The organism is Rhizobium giardinii bv. giardinii H152 (assembly GCF_000379605.1).
In the GTDB taxonomy this organism is placed as follows: Bacteria; Pseudomonadota; Alphaproteobacteria; order Rhizobiales; family Rhizobiaceae; genus Pararhizobium; species Pararhizobium giardinii.
The window spans coordinates 422,545-446,947 of record NZ_KB902579.1; the positions used below are offsets into that span (position 1 = coordinate 422,545).

29 protein-coding genes are annotated in these 24,403 nt (G+C 61.2%); 5 read left to right on the forward strand and 24 right to left on the reverse strand.

The annotated features are described in order from the left end of the window. Positions 1-18 precede the first annotated feature (18 nt). The 7 genes from A3AY_RS0105595 to A3AY_RS0105625 form a co-directional block, all read right to left on the reverse strand. The gene (locus A3AY_RS0105595) at positions 19-1,254 is read right to left on the reverse strand and encodes a multidrug effflux MFS transporter (RefSeq protein WP_018324709.1); all 1,236 of its coding nucleotides are present in this window, start codon (positions 1,252-1,254) and stop codon (positions 19-21) included. A gap of 369 nt (positions 1,255-1,623) precedes the next feature. Next, positions 1,624-1,959, reverse strand: coding sequence for a Grx4 family monothiol glutaredoxin (gene grxD / locus A3AY_RS0105600; RefSeq protein ID WP_018324710.1), 336 nt, complete (start codon positions 1,957-1,959; stop codon positions 1,624-1,626). A gap of 139 nt (positions 1,960-2,098) precedes the next feature. Further along, on the reverse strand, positions 2,099-2,323 hold the full coding sequence (locus tag A3AY_RS0105605) for a hypothetical protein (RefSeq protein ID WP_018324711.1): 225 nt from the start codon (positions 2,321-2,323) through the stop codon (positions 2,099-2,101). Positions 2,324-2,329: 6 nt separating this feature from the next. Further along, entirely contained in the window at positions 2,330-2,563 is a 234-nt protein-coding gene (locus A3AY_RS0105610) for a BolA family protein (RefSeq protein WP_018324712.1), read from the reverse strand. Positions 2,564-2,566: 3 nt separating this feature from the next. Next, positions 2,567-3,322 (reverse strand): hypothetical protein, encoded by a 756-nt coding sequence (locus A3AY_RS0105615; RefSeq protein WP_018324713.1) that lies wholly within the window; start codon positions 3,320-3,322, stop codon positions 2,567-2,569. 162 nt (positions 3,323-3,484) lie between these two features. Further along, entirely contained in the window at positions 3,485-5,716 is a 2,232-nt protein-coding gene (gene purL, locus A3AY_RS0105620; RefSeq protein WP_018324714.1) for a phosphoribosylformylglycinamidine synthase subunit PurL, read from the reverse strand. 184 nt (positions 5,717-5,900) lie between these two features. Beyond that, positions 5,901-7,319 carry an aminotransferase-like domain-containing protein gene (locus A3AY_RS0105625; protein WP_026203145.1) on the reverse strand — a complete coding sequence of 473 codons (1,419 nt, stop codon included), beginning with the start codon at positions 7,317-7,319 and terminating at the stop codon, positions 5,901-5,903. Between the two features lie 130 nt (positions 7,320-7,449). Between A3AY_RS0105625 and A3AY_RS37385 the strand changes: the two genes are divergently transcribed. Beyond that, on the forward strand, positions 7,450-7,656 hold the full coding sequence (locus A3AY_RS37385) for a DUF1127 domain-containing protein (protein ID WP_234913036.1): 207 nt from the start codon (positions 7,450-7,452) through the stop codon (positions 7,654-7,656). Between the two features lie 12 nt (positions 7,657-7,668). On the opposite strand, the gene arsC is transcribed toward A3AY_RS37385, so the two are convergent. The 5 genes from arsC to purC form a co-directional block, all read right to left on the reverse strand. Further along, positions 7,669-8,016: an arsenate reductase (glutaredoxin) gene (gene arsC / locus A3AY_RS0105635; RefSeq protein ID WP_018324717.1), complete on the reverse strand. Its 348-nt coding sequence runs from the start codon at positions 8,014-8,016 to the stop codon at positions 7,669-7,671. A gap of 247 nt (positions 8,017-8,263) precedes the next feature. Beyond that, positions 8,264-8,662: a hypothetical protein gene (locus A3AY_RS0105640; protein WP_018324718.1), complete on the reverse strand. Its 399-nt coding sequence runs from the start codon at positions 8,660-8,662 to the stop codon at positions 8,264-8,266. Positions 8,663-8,714: 52 nt separating this feature from the next. Continuing rightward, on the reverse strand, positions 8,715-9,386 hold the full coding sequence (gene purQ / locus A3AY_RS0105645) for a phosphoribosylformylglycinamidine synthase subunit PurQ (protein ID WP_018324719.1): 672 nt from the start codon (positions 9,384-9,386) through the stop codon (positions 8,715-8,717). A 21-nt stretch (positions 9,387-9,407) separates the two neighbouring features. Further along, positions 9,408-9,650: a phosphoribosylformylglycinamidine synthase subunit PurS gene (gene purS, locus A3AY_RS0105650; RefSeq protein WP_018324720.1), complete on the reverse strand. Its 243-nt coding sequence runs from the start codon at positions 9,648-9,650 to the stop codon at positions 9,408-9,410. A gap of 16 nt (positions 9,651-9,666) precedes the next feature. Beyond that, a complete protein-coding gene (purC, locus tag A3AY_RS0105655; RefSeq protein ID WP_018324721.1) occupies positions 9,667-10,431 on the reverse strand; it encodes a phosphoribosylaminoimidazolesuccinocarboxamide synthase in 765 nt (254 codons plus the stop codon). A 236-nt stretch (positions 10,432-10,667) separates the two neighbouring features. Here purC and A3AY_RS0105660 point away from each other — a divergent pair, with 236 nt between their 5' ends. After that, positions 10,668-10,982: a DUF1476 domain-containing protein gene (locus A3AY_RS0105660; protein WP_018324722.1), complete on the forward strand. Its 315-nt coding sequence runs from the start codon at positions 10,668-10,670 to the stop codon at positions 10,980-10,982. A gap of 90 nt (positions 10,983-11,072) precedes the next feature. Here the strand turns inward: A3AY_RS0105660 and A3AY_RS0105665 are convergent, their stop codons facing one another. Together A3AY_RS0105665 and A3AY_RS0105675 are read right to left on the reverse strand one after the other, a co-directional pair. Beyond that, entirely contained in the window at positions 11,073-11,858 is a 786-nt protein-coding gene (locus A3AY_RS0105665; protein WP_018324723.1) for a class I SAM-dependent methyltransferase, read from the reverse strand. 360 nt (positions 11,859-12,218) lie between these two features. Next, complete coding sequence (locus A3AY_RS0105675; protein ID WP_018324724.1) at positions 12,219-12,773, reverse strand: RBBP9/YdeN family alpha/beta hydrolase; 555 nt, start codon at positions 12,771-12,773, stop codon at positions 12,219-12,221. 226 nt (positions 12,774-12,999) lie between these two features. On the opposite strand from A3AY_RS0105675, the gene A3AY_RS0105680 reads away from it, so the two are divergent. Beyond that, complete coding sequence (locus A3AY_RS0105680) at positions 13,000-13,821, forward strand: DUF2189 domain-containing protein (RefSeq protein WP_018324725.1); 822 nt, start codon at positions 13,000-13,002, stop codon at positions 13,819-13,821. A 52-nt stretch (positions 13,822-13,873) separates the two neighbouring features. Here the strand turns inward: A3AY_RS0105680 and A3AY_RS0105685 are convergent, their stop codons facing one another. From A3AY_RS0105685 to A3AY_RS0105715, 7 genes are all read right to left on the reverse strand, one after another. After that, complete coding sequence (locus A3AY_RS0105685; protein WP_018324726.1) at positions 13,874-14,179, reverse strand: PilZ domain-containing protein; 306 nt, start codon at positions 14,177-14,179, stop codon at positions 13,874-13,876. Between the two features lie 197 nt (positions 14,180-14,376). After that, a complete protein-coding gene (gene purB, locus A3AY_RS0105690; protein WP_026203146.1) occupies positions 14,377-15,678 on the reverse strand; it encodes an adenylosuccinate lyase in 1,302 nt (433 codons plus the stop codon). A gap of 62 nt (positions 15,679-15,740) precedes the next feature. Further along, the gene (locus tag A3AY_RS0105695; protein WP_018324728.1) at positions 15,741-16,250 is read right to left on the reverse strand and encodes a hypothetical protein; all 510 of its coding nucleotides are present in this window, start codon (positions 16,248-16,250) and stop codon (positions 15,741-15,743) included. Between the two features lie 41 nt (positions 16,251-16,291). Further along, positions 16,292-17,029 carry a DUF2259 domain-containing protein gene (locus A3AY_RS0105700; protein WP_018324729.1) on the reverse strand — a complete coding sequence of 246 codons (738 nt, stop codon included), beginning with the start codon at positions 17,027-17,029 and terminating at the stop codon, positions 16,292-16,294. Continuing rightward, on the reverse strand, positions 17,026-17,703 hold the full coding sequence (rpe, locus tag A3AY_RS0105705; protein ID WP_040668196.1) for a ribulose-phosphate 3-epimerase: 678 nt from the start codon (positions 17,701-17,703) through the stop codon (positions 17,026-17,028). Before rpe ends, A3AY_RS0105700 begins: the two co-directional genes overlap by 4 nt. An 80-nt stretch (positions 17,704-17,783) precedes the next feature. Continuing rightward, a complete protein-coding gene (locus A3AY_RS0105710; protein ID WP_026203148.1) occupies positions 17,784-18,800 on the reverse strand; it encodes a P1 family peptidase in 1,017 nt (338 codons plus the stop codon). Then, positions 18,797-19,885 (reverse strand): branched-chain amino acid ABC transporter substrate-binding protein, encoded by a 1,089-nt coding sequence (locus A3AY_RS0105715; protein ID WP_018324732.1) that lies wholly within the window; start codon positions 19,883-19,885, stop codon positions 18,797-18,799. Before A3AY_RS0105715 ends, A3AY_RS0105710 begins: the two co-directional genes overlap by 4 nt. 150 nt (positions 19,886-20,035) lie before the next feature. Between A3AY_RS0105715 and A3AY_RS0105720 the strand changes: the two genes are divergently transcribed. After that, a complete protein-coding gene (locus tag A3AY_RS0105720; protein WP_026203149.1) occupies positions 20,036-20,563 on the forward strand; it encodes a flavin reductase in 528 nt (175 codons plus the stop codon). 44 nt (positions 20,564-20,607) lie between these two features. After that, positions 20,608-20,925, forward strand: a complete 318-nt coding sequence (locus tag A3AY_RS0105725) for a TfoX/Sxy family protein (RefSeq protein WP_026203150.1) — start codon at positions 20,608-20,610, stop codon at positions 20,923-20,925. Here A3AY_RS0105725 and A3AY_RS0105730 read toward each other — a convergent pair. The 3 genes from A3AY_RS0105730 to A3AY_RS0105740 all read right to left on the reverse strand — a co-directional run bounded on the left by A3AY_RS0105730 (position 20,915) and on the right by A3AY_RS0105740 (position 24,400). Beyond that, positions 20,915-21,337 (reverse strand): NUDIX domain-containing protein, encoded by a 423-nt coding sequence (locus A3AY_RS0105730; protein WP_018324735.1) that lies wholly within the window; start codon positions 21,335-21,337, stop codon positions 20,915-20,917. The genes A3AY_RS0105725 and A3AY_RS0105730 overlap by 11 nt on opposite strands. Positions 21,338-21,353: 16 nt before the next feature. Further along, positions 21,354-22,877 (reverse strand): DEAD/DEAH box helicase, encoded by a 1,524-nt coding sequence (locus A3AY_RS0105735; protein ID WP_018324736.1) that lies wholly within the window; start codon positions 22,875-22,877, stop codon positions 21,354-21,356. A gap of 206 nt (positions 22,878-23,083) precedes the next feature. Next, positions 23,084-24,400, reverse strand: a complete 1,317-nt coding sequence (locus tag A3AY_RS0105740) for a M23 family metallopeptidase (RefSeq protein ID WP_018324737.1) — start codon at positions 24,398-24,400, stop codon at positions 23,084-23,086. Positions 24,401-24,403: the final 3 nt, after the last annotated feature.

Below are 24,403 nucleotides of genomic sequence, written 5' to 3' on the forward strand. Positions count from 1 at the left end.
CTTGGGAGGATGCAGTCGTTAAAGGGACGGATTATGCGGGCTGAAAAGCCTGCCTTTTTCGGCAATGAACACGAAGACCAGGCCGATGACGGAGACGGACAGGAACCCCACGGCAAGCGGCGTGACGGTGCCATCGAAGGCTTGGCCGATCAGGGCGCCAATGGTCGCACCGCCGATCGTCTGGGTGAAGCCGAGCACCGAGGATGCGGTTCCGGCAACATGGCCGAGCGGTTCCATCGCCATGGCGTTGAAATTCGGACCGATCAGGCCGAACTGGAACATGGCCGCGCCATAGAGCACGACGAAGAGCCAGAGCGGCAATACGCCGAACAACGAGGCCATGGCCCAGACGAAACTGGCGAGCGCAAAACCGATCAGCGCGCCGTGCGACAGACGGCGCATGCCGTAGCGCTTGACGAGCCGCGAGTTGGCGAAGGACGCGACGGCCATCATGCTGGCGAAACCTGCAAAGACCAGCGGGAACCAGTTGCCAAGCTGGTAGATGCCGACCAGAATCTGCTGCGCGGAATTGATGAAGCCGAACAGCGAGCCGAAGATGAAGGATGCGGCCAGCGAATAGCAGAGCGAGACGCGACTGCTCAGCACGATGCCGAACGCGTCGAGGATGGACGCGACCGTGAACGGGCGGCGATGTTCGATCGAGAGCGTTTCGGGCAGCCGCAGCGTCACCAGCGTCGCCACCAGAGCCGCAAACAGGCAGATGACCACGAAGATCATGTGCCATTCGGCAAAGATCATGATCAACTGGCCGACGCTCGGTGCAATGACCGGTACGATCATGAAGACCATCATGACCAGCGACATGACTTCCGCCATCATCCGCCCGCCATAGACGTCGCGCACGATCGAAATGGTGATGACCCGCGTCGCGGCGGCGCCGATGCCCTGCATGAAGCGCAGCACCAGAAGTCCGGCGAAGCTCGGGACAAAGACGATGGCGAGCGCGCAAAGGGCATAGACGCCGAGGCCGCCGAGAAGCGGCAGCTTGCGGCCGAACCGGTCGGAAAGCGGACCGAAGAACAGTTGCGCGCAACCCATGCCGAGCAGATAGGCGGTTATGACATACTGGCGCGTATTTTCATCGGCAACGCCGAGGCTGGCGCCGATCTCCTGCAGGCCCGGCAACATGATATCGATCGAAATCGCGTTGATCGCCATCAGCATGGCCATCAGCGCAACGAATTGCGGTTTCGACAAGGCCGGAAGGCCCGGTGCTTCGGTGGTGACGGTCATCGGAATATTCCTGGGCAGAAGTGCCTGGCGCCTGAACCGAAAACGATGTGTTTCCAAACGGAGAGCAGACGCGGATGCAAATGCTGGAGCCGGTAGTCCCATATCTGGTCGAAAGCGAGGCTCCGAGCGCTTTCAAAACAATAAACCGGATGATCCGGGGTGGTTGGGGTTGGCACTGGTTCGCAAACCGGCGACGAATGTCTGCCTGCGTGTGCTTACGCTCTTTTTTGCGACCATCCTGTGACAGCCGCTTCATATTGGCAGCGACTGTTATAGGTCGCGCAATATTAGGGAGGCTTCACAATTGGTCGGAATCAAAAAAGGCGGTGACCCGCCTTTTTTCAGGTGCTCTGTAACCGAAGTCAGATTTCAGGCGGCGCCCTTGACGGCGATACCGGCTTCTTCGAAATGCGACTGGAGTTCGCCGGCCTGGAACATCTCGCGGACGATGTCACAGCCGCCGATGAATTCGCCCTTGATGTAGAGCTGCGGAATGGTCGGCCAGTTGGAATAGTCCTTGATCCCCTGGCGAAGATCGGCATCGGCAAGCACGTTGATGCCCTTATAGTCGACGCCGATATAGTCGAGCATCTGGACCACCTGCCCGGAGAACCCACACTGGGGGAACTGCGGCGTGCCCTTCATGAAGAGAACGACGTCGTTGCTCTTTACTTCGTTGTCGATGAATTCGTTGATTCCGCTCATATGTCGTCGTCCTTCGTGCTCCGGCGTCAAGGGCCGGGGGTGTCGATCCATTCTAGATAGCATGCAGGCCGGTGATTTTCATCACCCGATCCCAACAAAAATTGATGGCTTGCCCGGTGGAAACATGCGGCCGGCGAAATCAGCGCGTCTTGCTCCGCGAGGCGACCGTCCTGCGGCGGCTCACCTGCTTTTTCGCGGGCCTTGCGGCTCTTTTCGCGGTCGCCTTCTTGAACCGGCCGGTGGTTGCCGACCGAGCCTGCCGTTTCTGGCGTTTCGTTGCCGCGCGGCTGCCGGTCTTCTTGAGAATTTCCTTCAGGACGCTTTTGACGACGCCACTGACCAGTTCATTCATCAGGCCGGCCATAAAGCCTCACTCCGGTGCAGATGTCTGAAGGGCGAGCGCGTGCAGAACGCCGCCCATATTTCCCTTCAGCGCATTGTAGACCATCTGGTGCTGTTGAACCCGGCTCTTGCCGCGGAAAGCCTCTGCCACGACTTCGGCGGCATAGTGATCGCCGTCTCCGGCCAAGTCCCGGATGGTCACCTTGGCGCCCGGGATACCGGATTTGATCATGTCTTCAATATCGCCCGGTGTCATCGGCATGCGTTACTCCCTCAGTTCTTTCTTGCTCCACAGCGGCAATCCCGTCGATTCTGCCACATGAGGATCACTTGTATAGAGGCGAAAACCGCGTTCCAACAGTTCCATCAGGATTTTTACGTCGGTATCGGAATGCAGCCTCTGCATTTGGAGGTCGTTGTAGACATGGCCGGTCGAAGAAGGATCGACCCCTGTGATGATGACGTCGGTCGCGCCGCTGTGAATGGCGTAGAGTACGGCAGTGATGCCGTTCGAGAATTTGGATTCGTTGTCGCTCTCGGGAACGATGCGACCGAGCACGGCCTCAGCCAGCCGGGTTCGGTGATACTGGTTGATGAGCCGCAATTCATTGAAGCCATACTCAAACGCGGCAAGACCCTCGCGCAATCGTGCCTCGCTCCTCGGCCAGCGCAGCACGTAGAGAATGCCGCAGCGTTTGCCCGACAGAGCGCGGCGCACGGCGACAGCGCGCTCGCCCTTGCCCTCGACCTGGTTGAATTGCAGGAACGTGACGTCCGGCGCGTCGATACCCCAGCCCGCCGTCGCGACCTGGGAACCGTTGACGCAAATAACGGCAAATCGGCTGTCAAATCCGTCTGGCAGGTTGGAAACCGGCGCAGAACCAACGATCAGCGCCGGGCCACGGAAAGGGATGGGCTGTTTCGGCGCCTGCGGCCGCGCGAACCGATAAGCCAGGCGATACCGCCACGAGCGGCGCAATTTGTTCAGCCACGTGTACCAGTTCGCTTGACCTGTGCCCATGCGTTCCCCTGAACCTGTCCGTGTTCATGTGAGCCACCAGATAGGGCTCGGATAGGCGCCGGAAAGGCCGCTGTTTCGTTCGTTCAGCATTCTTTCCGAGCACCGATAGGCTGATGGTCGGTTCAGCGGGAAACCCGTGCGGGAGGATGCTTGGATTCCGCCTCAGTTTGATTCCGGCAGGCTGCCTTCCATGAAATCCGGGAACCATGCTTCATGGACCGACCGCAATTGCGCAACGGCGAGCGGCTTGGCCGAGCCGAGCACGACTTCGGTACCGCCGGTGGTTCCGATCGCTGGCGCTGACACGCCCGCAGCCCTGGCCCGCTCGGCGACAACGTCTGCATGCTCGGGCTTCACGGTTACGACGTAGCGTCCCTGGTCTTCTCCGAAAAAGACGGCGATCGGATCGCGCCCCGCCATCGCCGAAACCGTTGCGCCGATGCCCGACGCCATCGCCATTTCGGCAATCGCCAGTGCCAGTCCGCCCGAGGAGCAATCATGCACGGCGGTCGTCAGGCCTTCGACAATGAGGCTGCGGACGAAGTCGCCGGTCTTGCGCTCATGGGCGAGGTCCACATGCGGGGCAGGGCCGTCGGTGCGGCCGTGGATGTCGCGCAGGTAGACGGACTGACCGAGATGCGTTCCAAGGCCTTCCGGCGCACCGACGAGGAGGATCTGTTCACCTTCGGCCGCAAAACGGATGCGCGCCATCTGCGACCAGTTGGCGAGCAGGCCGACGCCGCCGATGGTAGGGGTCGGCAGGATGCCCTGGCCGTTCGTCTCGTTGTAGAGCGAGACGTTGCCGGAAACGATCGGAAATTCGAGCGCGCGGCAGGCTTCACCAATGCCCTTGATGGCATGGACGAGCTGGCTCATGATTTCCGGTCGTTCCGGATTGCCGAAATTGAGGTTGTCGGTGGCGGCCAGCGGCAAGGCGCCGGTCGCGGTGATGTTGCGCCAGCATTCGGCAACGGCCTGCTTGCCGCCTTCGAACGGATCGGCCTCGACATAGCGCGGCGTCACGTCCGAGGAGAAGGCAAGCGCCTTGGTCGGATGTCCATCGACGCGCACGACACCGGCATCGCCGCCCGGCAGTTGCAGCGAATTGCCCTGGATCAGCGTGTCGTACTGCTCATAAACCCAGCGGCGCGAGGAGTTGTTGGCGGAGCCGACGAGCGAGAGGACCGCATCGGCGACATCGGCCTGCGGAATATCATCGGCAGCAAGCGGCGCAGCCGTTTTCGCCGGGGTCCAGGGGCGGTCATATTCCGGTGCCTGGTCGCCCAGTTCCTTGATCGGCAGGTTTGCGACTTCCTCGCCCTGATGGATGACGCGGAAACGCAGGTCGTCGGTGGTCTTGCCGACGATGGCGAAATCCAGGCCCCATTTGACGAAGATCGCCTTGGCGACCTCTTCCTTGGCGGGTTCAAGCACCATGAGCATGCGCTCCTGGCTTTCCGACAGCATCATTTCATAGGCGGTCATGCGCTCTTCGCGCACCGGAACCTGATCGAGCTGCAATTCGATGCCGAGGTCGCCCTTGGCGCCCATTTCGACGGCGGAGCAGGTGAGGCCGGCAGCACCCATGTCCTGGATGGCGATGACCGCGCCGGTCTTCATCAGTTCGAGGCAGGCTTCGAGCAGGCATTTTTCGGTGAAGGGGTCGCCGACCTGGACGGTCGGGCGCTTCTCCTCGATCGACTCGTCGAATTCGGCAGACGCCATGGTGGCGCCGCCGACGCCGTCGCGGCCGGTCTTTGCTCCGAGATAGACGACCGGCAGGCCGACGCCCTTGGCTTCCGACAGGAAGATCGCGTCGGACTTGGCAAGGCCGGCGGCAAAGGCGTTGACGAGGATGTTGCCGTTGTAGCGCGCGTCGAACTCGACCTCGCCGCCGACGGTCGGCACGCCGAAGGAATTGCCGTAACCGCCGACGCCGGCAACGACGCCCGAAACGAGGTGACGGGTCTTCGGATGATCCGGCGCGCCGAAGCGCAGGGCGTTCATGGCGGCGATCGGACGGGCGCCCATGGTGAAGACGTCGCGCAGAATGCCGCCGACCCCGGTCGCAGCACCCTGATAGGGCTCGATATAGGACGGGTGGTTGTGGCTCTCCATCTTGAAGACGACGACGTCACCGTCGTCGATATCGACGACGCCGGCATTCTCGCCCGGGCCCTGGATGACGCGCGGACCGGTGGTTGGCAGCGTGCGCAGCCACTTCTTCGAGGACTTGTAGGAGCAATGCTCGTTCCACATCGCCGAAAAGATGCCGAGTTCCGTGAATGTCGGCTCGCGGCCGATCAGGTCGAGGATGCGCTGATACTCATCCGGCTTCAGGCCGTGCGAGGCGATCAGGTCGGCGGTGATGGGGCGGCTATTGGAAATGGTCATCGGGGTCCATTCGGTCCGTTGGAGCACCCCGGACGGCAAAGGCTCCGTCTGCCAGTGGGGATGCGTCAAAACAAAGAGATCACGTCGGGGCTTCTTTAGCCGAAGCTACTCGGGGATGCGACAGGAAAATGCCGGAAAAACACAGGAGATCGTGCGCTTGTTGCCGCCCGGACCGATGGCCTGATCAGGCGAAGCTGTCGTAGCCGGTACGACCGCTGTCGAGCAACCGCCGAAGCGTCAGGAATCCGCGGCGCACCTCGTTGCGGTCGGCGGGCGAGGAAAAGCCGATCCGCACCCGATGAAAGACGCTGTCGGTCCGCCCGGCCTTGAACTCGTCCTCGTCGTCGACCAGCACGCCCTCTTCGAAAGCCGCATGCTTGAAGGTTCCCGAGAACCAGGGTTCGGAAAGCTTTAGCCAGAGGAAGGGCACATGCGGATGCGAGTTGAACTCGATGCCCGAAAAGATCTCACGCGCCATCTGCTCGCGTGCGCGGATCTCTTCGATGCTTCTCGAGCGCAGGATCGCGGCTTCACCGCTCAGCACGAGGCGTGCGCAGAGCTCGGCGAGCAGAAACGGCATGCCGCCGCTCACCATCTTGTGGGCGATACGGATCCGCTGACTGAAATGGGGAGGGCAGGCCACCCAGCCGCCGCGCACCCCGGCCGCCACCGACTTCGACAATCCGCCAACAAGGAATGTCCGCTCCGGCGCAAGCTCGGCCAGAAGCGGCGTCATGTCGCCCGTCATCGCGCCGTAGAGATCGTCCTCCAGCAGCCAGACACCGTAGCGGCGCGCTATGTCGGCGATCGCCTGCCGACGCTCCAGTGACAATGTGACGACCGTCGGGTTCTGCGCGGTCGGCATCAGGAAGGCGAGTTTCGGGTGCTGCTGGGCGCAGACGCGCTCGAAATCGTCCGGGTCGAGGCCGTAGTCGTCCGTGCGCAGAAGGATCGTGCGTCGTCCTATCAGCCCGGCGCTGCGGCTGATCTGCGAATAGGTGATGTTTTCGAAGGCGATCTTGTCGCCTGGAGCAGTGACGGCGGCGATGACGGCGACTGCACCCGCATGGGCGCCAAGGGTGGGCACGATGCGATCGGGCAGCGGCCTGAACGTGCCCTTGGCGAGCCACTGGCTGCCCGCCTCGAACCAGTGCGCCGGAAAATCGCGGGCATAGCTGGCGATGTCGGCATGGTGTTCGCGGCTGATGTCGATCAACACCTTTTCGAGCGATTTGCCCTGGCCGATATCCGGTGCCGCCGTGCTGTCGAAGCGGAGCTTGCCAGGTGGAGCCTTGATCGGGCGGGTGCCGGCAAGTGCCGCGGTCATCGGATCGGCCTGTTCAGCCGGCCGCAGATCTGCATTGTCGAGCACGTAGGTGCCGCGGCCAACCTCGCCGCTCACAAGGCCGCGTTCGCGCACCAGATGATAGGCGCGACCGATTGTGCCGATTGTCACACCGATATCAAAGGCGAGATTGCGCTGCGGTGGCAATTTGGTTCCAGCCGGCAGCATGCCACCGGTAATCGCCTGCTCGATCTGGTCGGCAATCCGCGCGTAAAGAGGGCCTTGGCCTAGGCTGGGGTCTGGCATCCAAGTTGTCATGGTAACAATTTCTACATTGCATCGATTTCGGTGTCAATTATGACAATACAACATCCTGAAAGTAACCGTGACAATCGGCGGAGTAATGGCAATGGGTACAATTTGTGCTGCAGATGATGCAATTTGCTCGTTGAAGACAGATACAATCCGGGCACCCGTTGGCGCAACGTCACGGGCGAGGCGCCTGCTCTCACGGGTGATCTCATGGATTGCGGAGCGGGAGGAAAAGCGGCTCAGCCGCCTTGCCCTGGCAGAGCTGACGGATGAAGAACTTGCTGATATCGGCGTGACGCCGGCGCAGGCGCGGCGCGAAGCAGCGCAACCCTTCTGGAGGTGACGCTACTGCCGGCTAGAGGAGGTTGAGAACCTTCGTCTTCGGCCGGCAGATGGCTACGCCTTTTTCGCTGACGACGATCGGCCGTTCGATCAGTTCGGGATGGGCCAGCATGGTGTCGAGGATCTGCCGGTCCGTCTTGCTCGGATCGTCGAGGTGGAGCGAGTGGTAAGCTTTTTCTTTCGTGCGCAACACGGCGCGTGGTGGCAGATCCATGGCCAGCAGAAGGGCCAGCATCTGCTCGTGGGTGGGCGGCGTCTTCATGTATTCGACGATGACAGGCTCGATGCCGGATTCGCGGATCATCTCGAGCACCGCCCGGGACGTGCTGCAGCGGTTGTTGTGATAAATCGTGACGCTCATGAATGTGCCTTTGACCGTTGACCCACGGAGAATGACGGGACTCATTGACCCAGCCGGTCTACGCGCTTGAGTGGCGTAACGCAATTTCGTGACATGGTGAGAACGGCAATTCGCGATGAAAACCCGCGAAAAAACATCCCGACGTTTTCAAGTCGGCTTCATCGCCTGGTTCGTTCGAACCGGAGCTTGGAGAAAATGCGTGAAAAAACCCGGGAGAAGCAGCCGGCGAGCAGAGTGCCTTCGGCTATCAGCAGCCGGTACCGCCCGCGGCCCAGCGTTTCACGTCCGTCGCCATTCTTGTTCCAACCGGTTCATTGAATAGCGGTCCGAAGGCCTGAAGCCGGGCCGGGTGTCCTTCCGCCTGGACGACGGCGAGCGGGCGTGATTCGGGTGAGTTTCGCTTGACGAGCAGGATGCGCGGGCGTCCGGAGAAGGAATTGAGTTCCGGCGCCAGGCGATATGGCTTGAAGGCTGCGTCGCCGGATTTGAACCAGCAGGCGTTGGCACCGAGCGCGACGCGTTCCATGGTGGGTAACGCCGCCGTGCTTTGCGCAGGTGCTGGCGGGCTGGCCGACTGGCAGCCGGCGGCAAGCGTGGCGACCACGCCGGCAATGGCAAGAAAACGGATGAAAGCTGTGCCGCGCATCGGAAGGCCCCTGTGATTCGGTCTCGGTGGGAGCCTTCTATCAGGCGGATTGTTAAGCAGCTATTACGTCCAGGGCGGAAGCGAAGAGGCCGCGGCCGTCGGCGCCGCCATGGGCAGCCTCGATCAGGTTTTCCGGATGCGGCATCATGCCGAGAACATTGCCCTTCTCATTGACGATACCGGCAATGTCGTTGATTGAGCCGTTCGGATTGGTGCCGGCGGCATAGCGGAAAACGACCTGGCCATTGCCTTCGATGGTCCTCAACGTCTCCGCGTCGGCAAAATAGTTACCGTCATGGTGGGCGACAGGGCAGCGGATAATCTGGCCCTGCTCATAGGCGCGGCTGAAATCGGTATTGGCGTTGACGACTTCCAGCTGGATTTCCTTGCAGACGAATTTCAGCGAGGCATTGCGCATCAGCGCGCCCGGCAGGAGGCCCGCTTCAACGAGAATCTGGAAACCGTTGCAGACGCCCAGCACCTTGACGCCGGCCTCGGCCTTCGCCTTGATCGCCTGCATCACCGGCATGCGCGCCGCGATCGCGCCGCAGCGCAGGTAGTCGCCATAGGAGAAGCCGCCGGGGATGACGATCAGGTCGACATCCGGAATATCCGTCTCGGTCTGCCAGATCGTCACCGGCGCCTTGCCGGAAATCTTGGTCAGCGCCGCGATCATATCGCGGTCACGGTTGAGGCCTGGAAGCTGGACGACGGCTGATTTCATGAGATGTTTCCTATTTGCTCATCAGCCGAGGGAGATGGCGTAGTTCTCGATGACCGTATTGGCGAGCAGTTTCTCGCACATGGCCTTCAGGTCGGCTTCGGCCTTTGCCTTGTCGGCGGTGTCGATCTGCAGATCGAAGACCTTGCCTTGGCGGACGTGGCCGATGCTGTCGAAGCCGAGGGCGCCGAGGGCGCCTTCGATGGCCTTGCCCTGCGGGTCGAGAACGCCGTTCTTCAGCGTCACTGTTACGCGTGCGTTGATCACTGTTGTCTTTTCCTGCTTATTTCACCAGCACGGGGCCGGTGCCGCGCGGCGGCTCGTTCTCGTTCATGATGCCAAGACGGCGAGCCACTTCCTGGTAGGCCTCGACGAGGCCGCCCATGTCGCGGCGGAACCGGTCCTTGTCCATCTTTTCCTTGGTTTCGACGTCCCACAGACGGCAGCTGTCCGGCGAGATTTCGTCGGCCAGGATGATGCGCATCATGTCGCCTTCGAACAACCGGCCGCATTCGATCTTGAAATCGACGAGCTGGATGCCGACGCCCAGGAAGAGGCCGGTCAGGAAGTCGTTGATGCGGATGGCGAGCGCCATGATGTCGTCGAGTTCCTGCGGGCTTGCCCAGCCGAAAGCGGTGATGTGCTCTTCGGAGACCATCGGGTCATCGAGCGCATCGGCCTTGTAATAGAATTCGATGATCGAGCGCGGCAGGACCACGCCTTCCTCGATGCCGAGGCGCTTGGACAGAGAGCCCGCGGCCACATTGCGCACGACGATCTCGAGCGGAATGATCTCCACTTCCTTGATCAGCTGCTCGCGCATGTTCAGGCGGCGGATGAAATGCGTGGGGATGCCGATCCTGTTCAGGTGCGTGAAGATATATTCGGAAATGCGGTTGTTGAGCACGCCCTTGCCGTCGATGACATCGTGCTTCTTCTTGTTGAAGGCAGTTGCGTCATCTTTGAAAAACTGGATCAGCGTACCCGGCTCAGGACCCTCATAAAGGATCTTGGCTTTGCCTTCGTAAATACGGCGGCGACGGTTCATCAATAGTGTTCTCTATAAGTTGTCGGCGCTCTTGGGCTGCGCCTGGGCATTTTCTAATCGGGTCCATAGCTCAAAAGAAACTATTTCACAATCGGCGTCTGATCCGATCCCCTGAATTAGCAGGAGCGTAACACGGAAAGTCGTTAAAGCGGAAAACTTCGCATTGCACTTTTGGCGGGCTTTTGGTTTATGGGGCGAAAAGCTGTTTACGGCATGGTTTTCAGGGAGATCGACGGATGACCAGTATGCAGGACCGCGAAAAGGCGTTTGAGGCGAAATTTGCGCTGGATGAAGAGCTGCGGTTCAAGGCCGGGGCGCGCCGCAACAAGCTGCTCGGTCTCTGGGCCGCCGGGCTTCTGGGCAAGAGCGATCCGGAGGCCTACGCCACGGAGGTCATCGCCGCCGATTTCGTGGAGGCTGGACATGAGGACGTCGTGCGCAAGATCCGCGCGGACTTCGAAGCTGCCGGCATCGCCCAGACTGAAGACGACATTCGCCTGAAGATGCTGGAGCTTCTCTCCGAGGCCGTCACCCAGATCCAGAACGGCTGATACGGGTCACCGAAAGCCTGCGAGGCCGTCCGCTTGCGGGCGGCTTTTTTGTTTTGGCGCTGCGGTTGGCTGACCTGATATGGGCTTCGTCTATCGGTAAACCCGCTCGGAAAAAGCGCTCATGCCTGAGCGAACCATCAGTTCGTAGAGCATCCGGCGGCTGATCGGGTTGTGGAGACGGGCAACCTTGGAGCCCAGAAATTCGGTTTCGACGTGATCGAATGCGGCGAGATCGGCCGAGTCGGCAATCAGGCTGGTGTAGAACGCGTGGAATTCGCGGCGGCAGACATAGGTCTTGTATTTGGTCATGCAGAAGGCACAAAAGGCGCCGCCGCCCGTGCGCAGGAAATCAGCCATACCGACCGTCACCTCCGGCCAGGCAGGATTGAACGTATCGTCAAAGGCGATGACGCCGTGATCCGCAAGCGCTTCCATTGCAAGCCTGCTATCGGCCGCGACATGTCGCAGCATATGCCCGCCATCGATACTGAAGAACCGAATTTTACCGATCTTGTCAGTCAGTCGGGCTGGCTCCAGCAGCGTGCTGTCGCCTCTGATGATCATCTCTTCGTCCACGCGCATGCCGAGCCGACGCCCGTTTTCCAGAAAGCGGCTATATTGCGCGCTGCCCCCATCGACGGTCTGGCCGATGTTGAACAGGTCGATTGCCAATATCGGCGCGTCGTCTCCGCTGATCTTTCTGAGAAGAAAATACGAGCGGCCATAGAACACGCCGATCTCGGCAAGGGCGCCGGTGAAGCTTCTTTCTTGCTGACCTTGCAGGAGCGAAAGGAAAACCAGGGCGTCGGGCGGATCGATATAGCCTTCGATCGTCTGTAGATCGTGGAAAATGAATTTCCGAATGGTTGAGGTCATCGATCGCGAGTCCGGTTGATTTGAGCCAAGAGATCGAATGGAATTCGCACGGAGCCGACAGCCGCCAGATGGAACGTCAGGCTCCGTGCGGCTCAAAAGCCTTGAGCCGACGAATTTAATTTGCACTGCAGCAAAGTTCATAAGTTAGGCCAATATGGGGCCACCAAGCGGCCGAAGCACGCACTTATGCCATCTTGCGTTGCATCAATGATGAATTGCGCGCGCGTGTGATCGGCTCCGATTGCTTTGAAGGCGATGCTCGGGCTGGCTGCGTCATGGCAGCTGCTCAGGCTTGCGGCCGGCATGACAATCGTCGTGATCCGGTGATTCTTGGCTTTGAAAGGGGCGCTTGATGTCGGCTCAGGGGCGAAGCCGGCTGAGAAACTGCGCAAAGACCATCGTGCCTTCCGGCCACGGACCGTGACCCGATTCGGCGTTGATGTGGCCGGACTCGCCGGCATCGACCAGCAGCGCGCCCCAGGCGTTGGCGATATCGCCGGCATGATCGTATGATCCGAACGGATCGTTGCGGCTTGCGATCACCATGCTTGGGAACGGCAGCGGATCGCGCGGGTAGGGGCCGAACGTCATCAGATGCTTTGGCCGGATTTTCGGGTTTGTCACTTCCGGCGGGGCAACGAGGAAAGCGCCGGCAATCTTCTTTTGCGCGTGCGGCAGGGCATGAATGGCTGTCGCGACGCCGAGCGAATGGGCAACGATAACAACAGGCTTGGTCGCCGCGTTGATATCTTCGATCATCCGCTTGACCCAGTCTTCGCGGACAGGCTTTGACCATTCCGCCTGTTCGACGCGGCGCGCGGAGGCAAGCTTGTTCTGCCACCGCGTCTGCCAATGGTCCGGGCCTGAGTTGGTGTAACCGGGAACGATCAGGATATCTGCTTCAGATGCTTTCATAATAACCGCGATTTGTGCCCGAGGCCGGCGGAAGTCAAGTGAAAGAGACGCAGATCTGGTATATGCTCGGTGCACGGGATGATTGGTCACGACGTTCCGTGACGGCAAATGCCGCCAATATCGGGAGCATTGGATTGGGGTCAGCGATGCCGAGATCCCCTCGAACCGGAAATACTGATTGTTCTCGAATGACGTGACGACGCGTGTTCAAGGAGGAGAATTGGTCATGACAACATTCCATGTATTGGCAGGATCCAGCACCACTATCGAGCATCCGGTAATTCGCAAGATCGGCATAGCCGATGTCTTCGACGCGTTGCGTCTCGGCTGGCAGGACTTCAATGCCAAGCCGTCTCACTACGTCTTTCTCTGCCTGATATACCCGATCGCAGGTGTCGTGCTTGCCACATGGAGTTCGGGCGCCAACATGTTGCCGATTCTCTATCCGCTGGCTTCCGGGTTTGCCCTGCTCGGCCCGGTGGCAGCCATCGGTCTCTATGAGATCAGCCGGCGGCGCGAAAAGGGGATGAACACCTCTTGGCGTCACGCTTTCGATGTTCGCCGTTCGCCGGCCTTGCCGTCGATCATCGCTCTGGCCTTCATGTTGTTCGTGCTGTTCGTCGCCTGGCTGCTCGTTGCCCAGTCGCTTTATGTGCAGATGTTCGGTGATGTGCCGCCGGCATCGATTTCCGCCTTCGCCAACCAGGTTTTCGGAACGGAACAGGGGTGGAACCTCATCCTGGTCGGCAACGCCGTCGGCTTCGTCTTTGCCGTGATCGTGCTGTCGACCGTCGTCGTATCGTTCCCGCTGCTGCTCGACAGGGATGTCGGCGCCGTGGCAGCGGTCGAGACCTCCGTGCGGGCAACGCTGACCAATCCGGTTCCGGTTGCCGTGTGGGGGCTGATCGTAGCGGGAGGTCTCGTCCTCGGTTCGATCCCGGTCTTCGTCGGTCTTGCCGTCATCATGCCGATCCTTGGCCATGCGACGTGGCATCTCTATCGCAAGCTGGTGGTTGCGCCGGAGACCAAACAAGGCGCAGCGATCTGAAAACGAACGTGCCGCCCGGACGGCGGCACCTTCGGTCTGATGATGCATCCGCCTAGCGGAAATATTTGAAATAGGACGAAATCTGTGCCGCGGTATTTGACGACGGGTCGAGACGAATGCCGATCTTGTCGCCGCGATACCATTTCACGACGCCTGTAAGATGGCCGAATTCGCTGCTTTCGATCGACACGTCCTGACCGGTCTTGGCATTGATGTCGAAATAGAGCTGGAAACAAATTCCGGCTGCCGAAAGGTCTTTGACGATCCCGCGGCTCGATCCGCCCTTGCAGGTCACGGTGCCGGTGAATGTGGTTGTCGTGCGCGCCACCTTGCGTTCGATCGTCTGCTGATACGGCATGCCCCAGCGCCCTCCTAATAGTTTGCTCGTTTGCCGCAGCCTCGCACGGAAGACTGACGAAAAGCTTGAGAAAACCGTTCAAAATGGAGCGATGTGGGCCGAAACCGGACACCCTGCGCGAGGGGAACGGGGAGCCGCCTCGGCTCCCCGTGTCGCCCAGAAGTAAAGACCTAAGGGCCGCATCGCGGCCTGTGGCGTCAACCGAAAACGCGATTGAAGATCGTATCGACGTGCTTCGTGTGATACCCGAGATCGAATTTCTCGCGGATATCCGCTTCCGGCAGGAAGGCCCGGACTTCGTTGTCGGCAAGCAACTCTTCAAGGAAATCCTTGCCCTGTTCCCAGACCTTCATGGCGTTACGCTGAACGAGGCGATAGGCATCCTCGCGCGAGGCACCGGCCTGCGTCAGCGCCAAGAGGACGCGCTGGGAGTGAACAAGCCCGCGGAATTTGTTCATGTTCTTCATCATGTTGTCGGGATAGACGAGCAGTTTGTCGATGACGCCCGTCAGGCGCGCAAGCGCGAAGTCGAGCGTTACCGTGGCGTCCGGGCCGATCATACGCTCGACGGAGGAGTGGGAAATATCCCGCTCGTGCCACAAGGCGACGTTTTCCATGGCCGGCAGGGCGAAGGCGCGCACCATGCGCGACAGGCCGGTGAGGTTCTCCGTCAGCACCGGGTTACGCTTGTGCGGCATGGCCGACGAACCCTTCTGGCCCGGCGAGAAATATTCCTCGGCTTCGAGCACCTCGGTGCGCTGCAGGTGACGGATTTCCGTTGCAAGACGTTCGATGCTCGACGCAATGACGCCGAGGGTGGCGAAATACATCGCATGACGATCGCGCGGGATAACCTGGGTCGAGACCGGTTCGGCCGACAGCCCCATCGCCTTGGCGACGTGTTCCTCGACGCGCGGATCGATATTGGCGAAGGTGCCGACGGCGCCGGAAATGGCGCAAGTGGCGATTTCCTCACGGGCGGCGATCAGACGCTTCTTGCAGCGCTCGAACTCGGCGTAGGCGAGCGCCAGCTTGATGCCGAAGGTGGTCGGCTCCGCGTGGATCCCGTGCGAACGGCCGATCGTCACCGTGTCCTTGTGTTCGAAGGCCCGGCGCTTCAGTGCTTCCAGCAGTTTGTCGAGATCGGCAAGCAGCAGGTCGCTGGCCTTGACGAGCTGCACGTTGAAGCAGGTGTCGAGCACATCGGAAGAGGTCATGCCCTGATGCACGAAACGCGCATCCGGACCGACGATCTCGGCAAGATGCGTGAGGAACGCGATGACGTCATGCTTCGTAATGGCTTCGATTTCGTCGATGCGCTCGACGTCGAAGGTCGCCGCGCCGCCCCGTTCCCAAATGGTCTTTGCCGCTTCCTTCGGGATCACGCCGAGTTCGGCGAGCGCGTCGCAGGCGTGCGCCTCGATTTCGAACCAGATGCGGAATTTGGTTTCGGGCGACCAGATGGCCACCATTTCCGGCCGGGAGTAACGGGGGATCATGGGCTTTCAGCTTTCGTCAAAGGTGGAGTTGGCTGAGCCTCTAGCAAAGATGGCAGGCAATCTCAACGCTGCTGATCAGGCATCTTGCGGGCCAGCCAGAAACTGGCGGCTGCCAGGACAGCAAATCCGACCGGCAGATAGAGGCGAATGCCCATGACGATGAACTGATAGACGGCGCCGGCCGAGGTGAAACCGAACTGATAAAACCAGGTCAACGTACCGGCGGGGGCATGCCAGCGGGCGTAGAAGCTCCGGTAATCCAAGGCAAACAGGAAAGCCGTTGCGGCGATAGTGCAGACGGTCAAGCAGAGAAAGAAGGCGGCAAAGCGCGTTTCGCTGGCGCGGCCCTGCGCAAAGAAGCCGCCGAGAACGAGGGCGAAAGGCCAGGCGATCAGCCCGCCGAGGAAGAACAGCAGGAGAATGCTGTAGAAATGGGAGGTTTCGGCACCGTTGCGCAGATAGAGCGCGGCAAGCGCCGACAGCGCCATCATCGCACCCCAGATCGGTGCGCCAAGAAGAATGTCCCGCGCGCCCGGAAGGGCTGCCAGAAACCTCCGGGCCGTGCGCCGCATCAAGCTTGGATGATGTTTTGCCCGGGAGACCTGAACTTGATTCATGGCGCCGCAGGCACCGGAACGGCGATCCAGCGACCGTCGCTTCCCTCGAAACCGAAGCTCAATACCTGTACCAGAACGATATGGACGGGATCCCGGCCGGTCGGGTGATGGATCACGACGCCGCCGATCCGGTAACCGGTCGGGCATCCGCGGCTCTCGGGGATGGCCGCATCGGTGTGGAGGACGCGATCCGATGCCTGGCCATCTTCGGTTTCGAAGGCAAGGCTGAAGCCGAGCGATTGCGGCGTCACATCGTTGCAGCGCGCAGATGGTTGCAGCGCGATTTCCTTCAGCGCCAGCGTGAAGATGCCACCCACCGGCGGCTTGACAGCATATTGCCGATAGGCGAGCCGATGCGCCGGCGCTTCGGTCTCGGTGACGGGATTGAAGGCCGCCATCAAGCCCGGATTGGCTGTCATGTCGTAGCGATCGACGAGGACCGCCGCTTTCGCCTGCGTCTGCGCCCGAACCTCGGCAAGACCGGCTTGCTCGTCGTCGATCCGCACGCGGATCGGCGTGCCCGGCAGGAACGTATCCTTGCGCGTGTCGATGAAGAAGATGTTGGAGAAGGGAAAGCCGGAGCCGTCCTGGACGCCATATTCCTCAAAGGCGAAAACGCTGCCATCCGGCGAAAAGCCGATGGCCTGGAACGAGGCGATATCGCCGGCGCAGGCCACCTCGGTCATCAAGGCCGAGGCAAAAACCGCAGCAGCGATCCCGCCTGTAAATTTCACCCGCGTGCTCCCTCGGCATTGGCGCGCAGAGTGTCGATGGTTTTGCGATAGGCGTCAACATGGCCACCGCCGAAGACCGCCGAGCCTGCCACGAAGACGTTGGCACCGGCCGAAGCGGGGAGAGCGATCGTGTCGACCGTGATGCCGCCATCGACCTGGAGATCAATCGGACGATCGCCGATCATCGTCCGGATGCGGCGGATCTTTTCTTCCATCGCCGCAATGAACTTCTGGCCGCCGAAGCCGGGATTGACGGTCATCACCAGAATGAGGTCGAGCTTGTCAAGCAGGTAGTCGAGAACGCTTTCGGACGTTGCAGGATTGATCGAAACGCCGGCCTTCTTGCCGAGCGCCTTGATCGCCTGCAGCGAGCGATCGAGATGCGGGCCTGCCTCTGCATGCACGGTGATGCTGTCGCAGCCAGCCTTGGCAAAGGCTTCGAGATAGGGGTCGGCCGGCGCGATCATCAGATGGCAGTCGAAGTAGGCGTCGGTGTGGGGACGCAGCGACTTGATGATGTCCGGGCCGAAGGAAATGTTCGGCACGAAATGACCGTCCATGATGTCGAGATGGATCCAATCGGCGCCGGCGGCGACGACATCGCGCACTTCCTGCCCGAGTTTGGCATAGTCGGCGGCGAGAATTGACGGGGCGATCCGGATAGGCAGGGGCATGATGCTGGGCTCCAAAACTGTTTTGCGGCCAATAACACTGCTCATCGCTGCAAACAATGTTAGCGAACGCCGCTTCGACGTTATGTTGCGCTGTCTCTGGTCGACCAGGCTGGCAGAAGATCGTTCTCGGCAGCGGTCGCATCGTGGATGCCACGTGCGATCGCGCGGGCCATGGTGGACGCCGCAGCAGCGCCGAGATCGATGAAGTCCTGCACGGAAACGGTCTTTCCGTTCGTCCCCGTCGCCAGTGCGAAGACGAGATCGCCGTCGAGCGGCGTGTGCGATGGCCAGAGCGCCCGCGAAAAACCGTCATGGGCTGATATCGCCAGCCTCTTCGCTTCCGCCTTCGTCAGAACCGCATCGGTGGCGATGACGGCGATGGTGGTGTTTTGCGTTTCGCGCTGCCCGGTGCGGAACTTGATGCGCAGCTCGCGGGCATCCTGCGGGAAGGGCTGCGGCATGCCGAGCCCGCCGAATTCCACGCCTTCTTCGAACGGGGCCGCCCAGAAATGCCGGGTATCGCCGATGGTTGCGGAGCCGAGCGCGTTGACGGCAACCAGCGCGCCGATGGTGATGCCGTTGTCCATCACCGTCGAGGCCGTGCCGAGGCCGCCCTTGAAGGTCGCGGTGAGCGCGCCGGTGCCGGCTCCCGCAGTGCCCGTCATGAAATCCTCAGATGCCGCCTGTACCGCCTGATAACCGAGTTCGCGATAGTGCGGATACCGGCCCCAGTCCTTGTCGCCGCCGTTGATCAGGTCGAACAGGATGGCGGCGGGGACGATCGGAATACGCAACGGGCCGACGGCGAAGCCGCGTCCCATTTCGCGCAAGCCCGCCTGAACCCCCGATGCCGCGTCGAGACCGTAAGCCGAGCCGCCGGACAGGACCACCGCATCGACCGTCTGCACCGTGTTGTGCGGATCGAGCAGGTCCGTCTCCCGCGTGCCGGGGGCACCGCCGAGCACCTGCACGGCGGCGACGGCTGGCTGATCGCAAAGGACAACGGAAACGCCGGATTTCAGACGGTGATCCTCGGCGTTGCCGACCCTGAGGCCTTCGACATCGGTAATCGAATTTTTTGGGCCGGGGCGCATCATTCGGTTCCCGTGGCGGTCGGAGCGGGGACGAACCGTCCGTCCCGCCACTGGAGCAGCCGGTAGGGATTGTCCGCCAGTTCATGGTCTGCGTTGAAGCGGATCGGGCCGATCGCCGTCGGATAGGGACCTTTGAGAAGCGCCTCGATAAGCGGCGTGTCGTCTTTGCCGGCCTGGTCCTTTACCTGCTCCAGAAGGGCGACGGCGGAAAATGCCGGCAAAACATAGCCTTCGGGAATGAGCTTGGCCGCCGTCATCGCGTCGCTTGCGACCTTCGCCTCCGGCAGGACAGCGTAATCCGGTAATGATACCGCCAGTACGCCGTTTGCCAGCGCAACGGGCTGATCGGCTGCATTCAGGGCTTCACCACCCATCAGCGTCAGCGCAACCTGTTCGGAGGCGGCATCGCGGGCGATGATGGCCGTGTCAGCCCGATCTCCGCCGGTGAATACATGTGTCGCGCCGCTCTTTGCCAATCGCCGCACCAGGCTCACCTGCTGCTCCTGCGCCGGCCGGTAGGTATCGGAAAACACCGGCGTCAGTCCGACTTCGGCCAGTGCCACACGTACGCTTTCCACCAACTCGCGCCCATGGATCGTCCCGTCCTCGATCAGCGCAAGCGGTTCGTTCTTCCAGCGTGACAGGATGATCTCTGTGACCTTGGTTGCTTCCATCCGGGCGCTGGGCACGAGACGGAAGAGCGGCCACTTCTTTTTCAGCGCGTCCTCCATCAGGACGTCGGAACGCACGCTGAGCGTCAATGCAGGAATACCGGCCTCGGCGAGCGCGGGAAGCGTTGCCTCGAGGCTTTCCGTGCACAGAAACCCGATCGCGGCTTCCGCGCCGCTGGAAAGCAGCGCCTTCTTGAGATTTTCCGCGTCGCTCGGTTCGCAGGTTTCCGGGATTGAGATGATCTCCGACCCGCGATCGTCGGCCTGGAAGCGCGCGCCGTCGAGCATCTGCTTTCCGAGCATCGCGAACGGTCCTTCAACCGGCGCGACGACCGCGATCTTCACGCCTGCCGCCAGCGCTGGAGCGGCCTGCACCGATCCGGCAATGAGGAGGCTTGCGACAATCGAACGGAACATGTGTTTTTCCAGGTGGATAATGCGCATGTTTTAAAGAAGTGGCCGAGGGCGTCAAAGGAAAAGATCGTGACCTTCGCCGCCTGAACGGCAATTGCCGCGCGGGACCCAAGAAAAATCGGCCGATGGCTTTCATATTTTGTCGCAGCGTCTATGTGTAAAACGAATACCGATCTGGAGACTGCCGTGTTGGACAAGACCCAACTGGACCCGCTGACCTACCGCGATGCCATGAGCCGGCTGGCCGGCCACGTTCATATCGTGACTGCAGCGCATGAAGGCGAACGCCGCGGTGTGACGATCACTGCGGCATGCTCTGTGTCGGACAAGCCCGCGACACTGCTTGTCTGCCTCAATGGGGCCAACCCGAGAAATGATATCTTCGCGCGCAGCGGCAGCTTTGCCCTCAATTTGCTCGGCGCCGACCAGATGGATCTCGCCCATGTCTTTTCCGGCCGCAATAGCATCGCTCCTGCCGAACGATTTGAACATGGCACATGGGATGAATTGAAAACAGGCTCGCCTATTCTTCGCGAGGCCGTCGCCGCCTTCGATTGCCGGTTGATCGACGTCAAGACGGTCGCTACGCACATCGTGCTGTTCGGTGAGGTCGTGGCCGTCACCCTCGGCGTACAAAAACCGGCACTCGTCTACCTCGATCGGGATTATCGCACGCTGTAGACGCCCTTTGGAGCCCGAGTAAATAGGCTGAAAGGCTGATGAAAATGGACAATGCGGCAATCGAGGAGATGTTCGCAACGCTTGGCCCGGTCACGGTCAAGCGCATGTTTGGCGGCAAGGGCATCTATTTCGAGGGCCGTATCCTGGCGCTGGAGGTGGATGGTGACATCCTGCTCAAGGCGGATGCCGAAAGCGCACCAGATTTCCAGGCTGCCGGTTGTTCGCAATGGGCTTATGACGGCAAGGGGAAGCCGGTGAAAATGCCTTACTGGTCGATTCCGGACGAGGCGTTCGATGATCCGGACGAGATGGCCCGCTGGGTGCGGCTCGCCTATGAAGCCGCCTTGCGGGCTAAGAAGTAGCCATCGACTTCAGCGCCCTGACTGCGTCCTGCGCGAACACCGACAGCGGCTGCGGCAGGTCGTCGAGCGCGTACCAGCCGATTTCGGAGAGCTTGTCCGGCTCCATCAATCGTGGCTCACCGGAGAAATCCTCGGTCACGAAGATCAGTGAGATCCAGTGGTGGCGGTCGGCTTCGACGCGTTGTTCGCTGAGGCAGAGAAACCGCGTGGAATGGATCGTCAGGCCGCTTTCCTCTTCGGCTTCACGGCGCGCAGCGTCAGCTGCCGATTCCATGTGATCCACCTTGCCACCGACAATGCTCCAATGGCCGGCTTCCGGTGCCTTCAGACGCTTGCAAAGCAAAAGCTTGCCGTCATTCAAGACGGCAAGCCCTGATCCCACACCGGGAAAATCGATGCCTGGATTCGCCATGCGACTGCCTGGATGATCAGGCTTTGCCGGCGATCAGCATGAAGGCGGGAATGTCATCGCCGAAGCCGATCGGGGTCGGTCCGTCGTCGTGGTCGCGGCGGTAGCGGTTGCGGCGGTCGCGATTGTCGTCATTGGCTGGATGCGGCTGCGGCGCAGGGCGGTTGCTGTGGCGGCCGGCATTCTGCGGTTTCGTGTCTGCCTTGCGTTCTGGTCTCACAGGTTCTGCCTTTGCTGTAACCGGTTCCTGATCCGTCGATATGTCGTCTGATTTGATGTCCGATTTATGACTGGACACCGGACGGGGAGCGTGGTCACGGTCCCGGTCGTTGCGGCGGCCGCCGCGTTTGCCGTCTCGTCCGCCGCGCTCCGAGCGGCCACTGTCGTGGCTTTCCATCGGGGCGGGCAGGGCGGAAAGGTCGCCATTCAGCCATTCGATCTTCTTGTCGATCAGTTTTTCGATGGCGTCCGCGAATTTCGTGTCACGCTTGGAAACCAGCGTGAAGGCGGCTCCGGAACGGCCTGCACGGCCGGTGCGGCCGATACGGTGGACATAATCTTCTGCGTGGATCGGCACATCGAAGTTGAACACGTGGCTCACATCCGGAATGTCGAGGCCGCGCGCGGCCACATCGGAGGCGACGAGCAGCTGGATGTTGCCGTCCTTGAAGCTTGCGAGCATCTTCGTGCGCGAACTCTGGTCCATATCGCCGTGCAGTGCGCCGACGGAGAAGCCGTGGCGGCTCAGCGACCGGAAGAGGTCGGCCACGTCGAGCTTGCGGTTGCAGAAGATGATGGCGTTCTTCAGTTCTTCCTGCTTCTGGATCAGGTCACGCAGAACGGCGCGCTTCTCATAATCCTTGCTGTGGGTCGCAACAAAGCGCTGTGTCACGGTCGTTGCCGTCGAGGAGCGGACGGAAACTTCGACACGTTCCGGATTCTGCAGGAAGCGGTCGGCGAGCTTCTGGATTTCCGGCGGCATGGTGGCCGAGAAGAACAGCGTCTGGCGGGTGAACGGGATCAGCTTGGCGATGCGCTCGATATCCGGGATGAAACCCATGTCGAGCATGCGGTCGGCTTCGTCGATGACGAGAATTTCAACGCCGGTCATCAAAAGCTTGCCGCGCTCGCAGTGGTCGAGCAGGCGGCCGGGCGTGCAGATCAAAACGTCGGCGCCGCGTTCCAGCTTGCGGTCCTGCTCATCGAAGGAGACGCCGCCGATCAGCAGGGCGATGTTGAGCTTGTGGTTCTTGCCGTATTTTTCGAAGTTCTCCGCAACCTGGGCTGCGAGCTCGCGTGTCGGCTCAAGGATCAGCGTGCGCGGCATGCGGGCCCTAGCGCGGCCCTTTTCGAGCAGCGTCAGCATCGGCAGCACGAACGATGCCGTCTTGCCGGTGCCGGTCTGGGCAATGCCGAGGATATCGCGCCGCTGCAGGGCTGGCGGAATGGCGCCGGCCTGGATCGGCGTAGGAATCGTGTAGCCCGCGTCGGTAACTGCGGAAAGAACTTTTTGGCTCAGGCCAAGGTCTGAAAAAGTGGTCAAAGGGAAATCTGTTTCCGTTCCGGTTCGGTCGAACTCTGGTGACTCGGCAAATGCTTTCGTTGCCGTCGCTGGGGCTCATAGTCCCATAGGCAGACAAAGTCAAGAAAACCGGCGTTTTGCTTCGGCAACAGGGTGAATAAACGGCCTGCCATCAGCAGGATGGCTCCGACATGCCTCTCAAGGGCACCTTCGCAAGACGGCATTTGTCAGTTGATGTAGCGGCTGAGCCTGATCCCGGCATTCAGAAAACGCATCGGATCGACGGCCTCGCCGTTCAGGCGGACCTCGTAATGCAGATGCGGCCCGGTCGAGCGACCGGTGCTGCCGGAGCGGCCGATTGCTTCGCCCGTCGAAATCGTGTCGCCGACATTGACGAGAATGGTCGATAGATGGGCATAGCGCGTCGTGATGCCGTTCCCATGGTCGATCTCGACCATGTTGCCGTAGCCGCCGTTCTTGCCGGCCGTGATGACGGTGCCGGGCGCCGTCGCGACGATTCGCGTTCCGCTCGGCGCGCGAAAATCTATGCCGGCATGCAGGGCCAACCGCCCGAGGAACGGGTCGAGGCGATTGCCGAACCGGCTGGTGACGTCGCTCGCAGGGGAGGGATTGTTGAACGGCAGTTTCCTGGCCTGGTTGCGGACATGTTCGAGCCGGGCAAGCGCGGTGTCAAGCGCGACCAGGGAATTGTCGAAGACTTCGGCAGTTTCCGGCTCGACGAACGGCCCCCCGACCGCAGCTTCGTCTTCCACCGTGCTTGCGGCCGCCGCCTGCGCTTCGTCGTCGACAACCTTGATACCCGTGCGGGCGACGATGTTGACGATGGCGTCGGTGGCCTGGGAAGCGCCGGCCGTCAGGCTCTGGATGCGATGCTTCTGGTCCTGCTCTATGTCCTTGAGCGAGAGGGTAACCTTCGAGAACAGCCGGTCGGCCCGATCGGATATGGTCTCCCGTCCGTGGGACGCCGATTGCGGTGCATAGGCGAGCGCCATTGGCTGTTGCGTCTGCCGGCCGCCGATCCCCATCAGCCGCTCGATCGCCTTGATGCCGCCGCTTGCATCGGCGCGCTTGTCATGAGCCTGTGGAGCCGTGACCGTCTCGCCCTCGTCCTGCGCGATGCCGGACTCCTCCGCCCGATCGAGAAGCGTGCCGAGCTTGCCGTGACGGGATGTCAGCGCCATCTGCTGCTGGAGCAGTTTTTCGACCTTGTCCTCAACGACCTGCTGGTCGAGAAGCTGGCGGCTCGTCACCCGGTCGACCTGGGCGCGCAGAGCCGCGATCCGGTCCTCATATTCGTGCTGCATGCGCGCCTGGCGCGCCATGGTGCCGCCGATCAGGTCATCACGCAGCACGAGATAGGACGTTGCGGCAAGGTAACCGATCGAAAACACCGAGACGAAGCAGATCGACAGCGCCGCCATCCAGGGCTGGAAGGTCATGTGGCGAACCTTGTCGCCGCTTGCGACGATGATGATGTGCTTTTGTGCGCGCTTGCCGAAAACCCGGCTTTCCCTAGACACCAACTC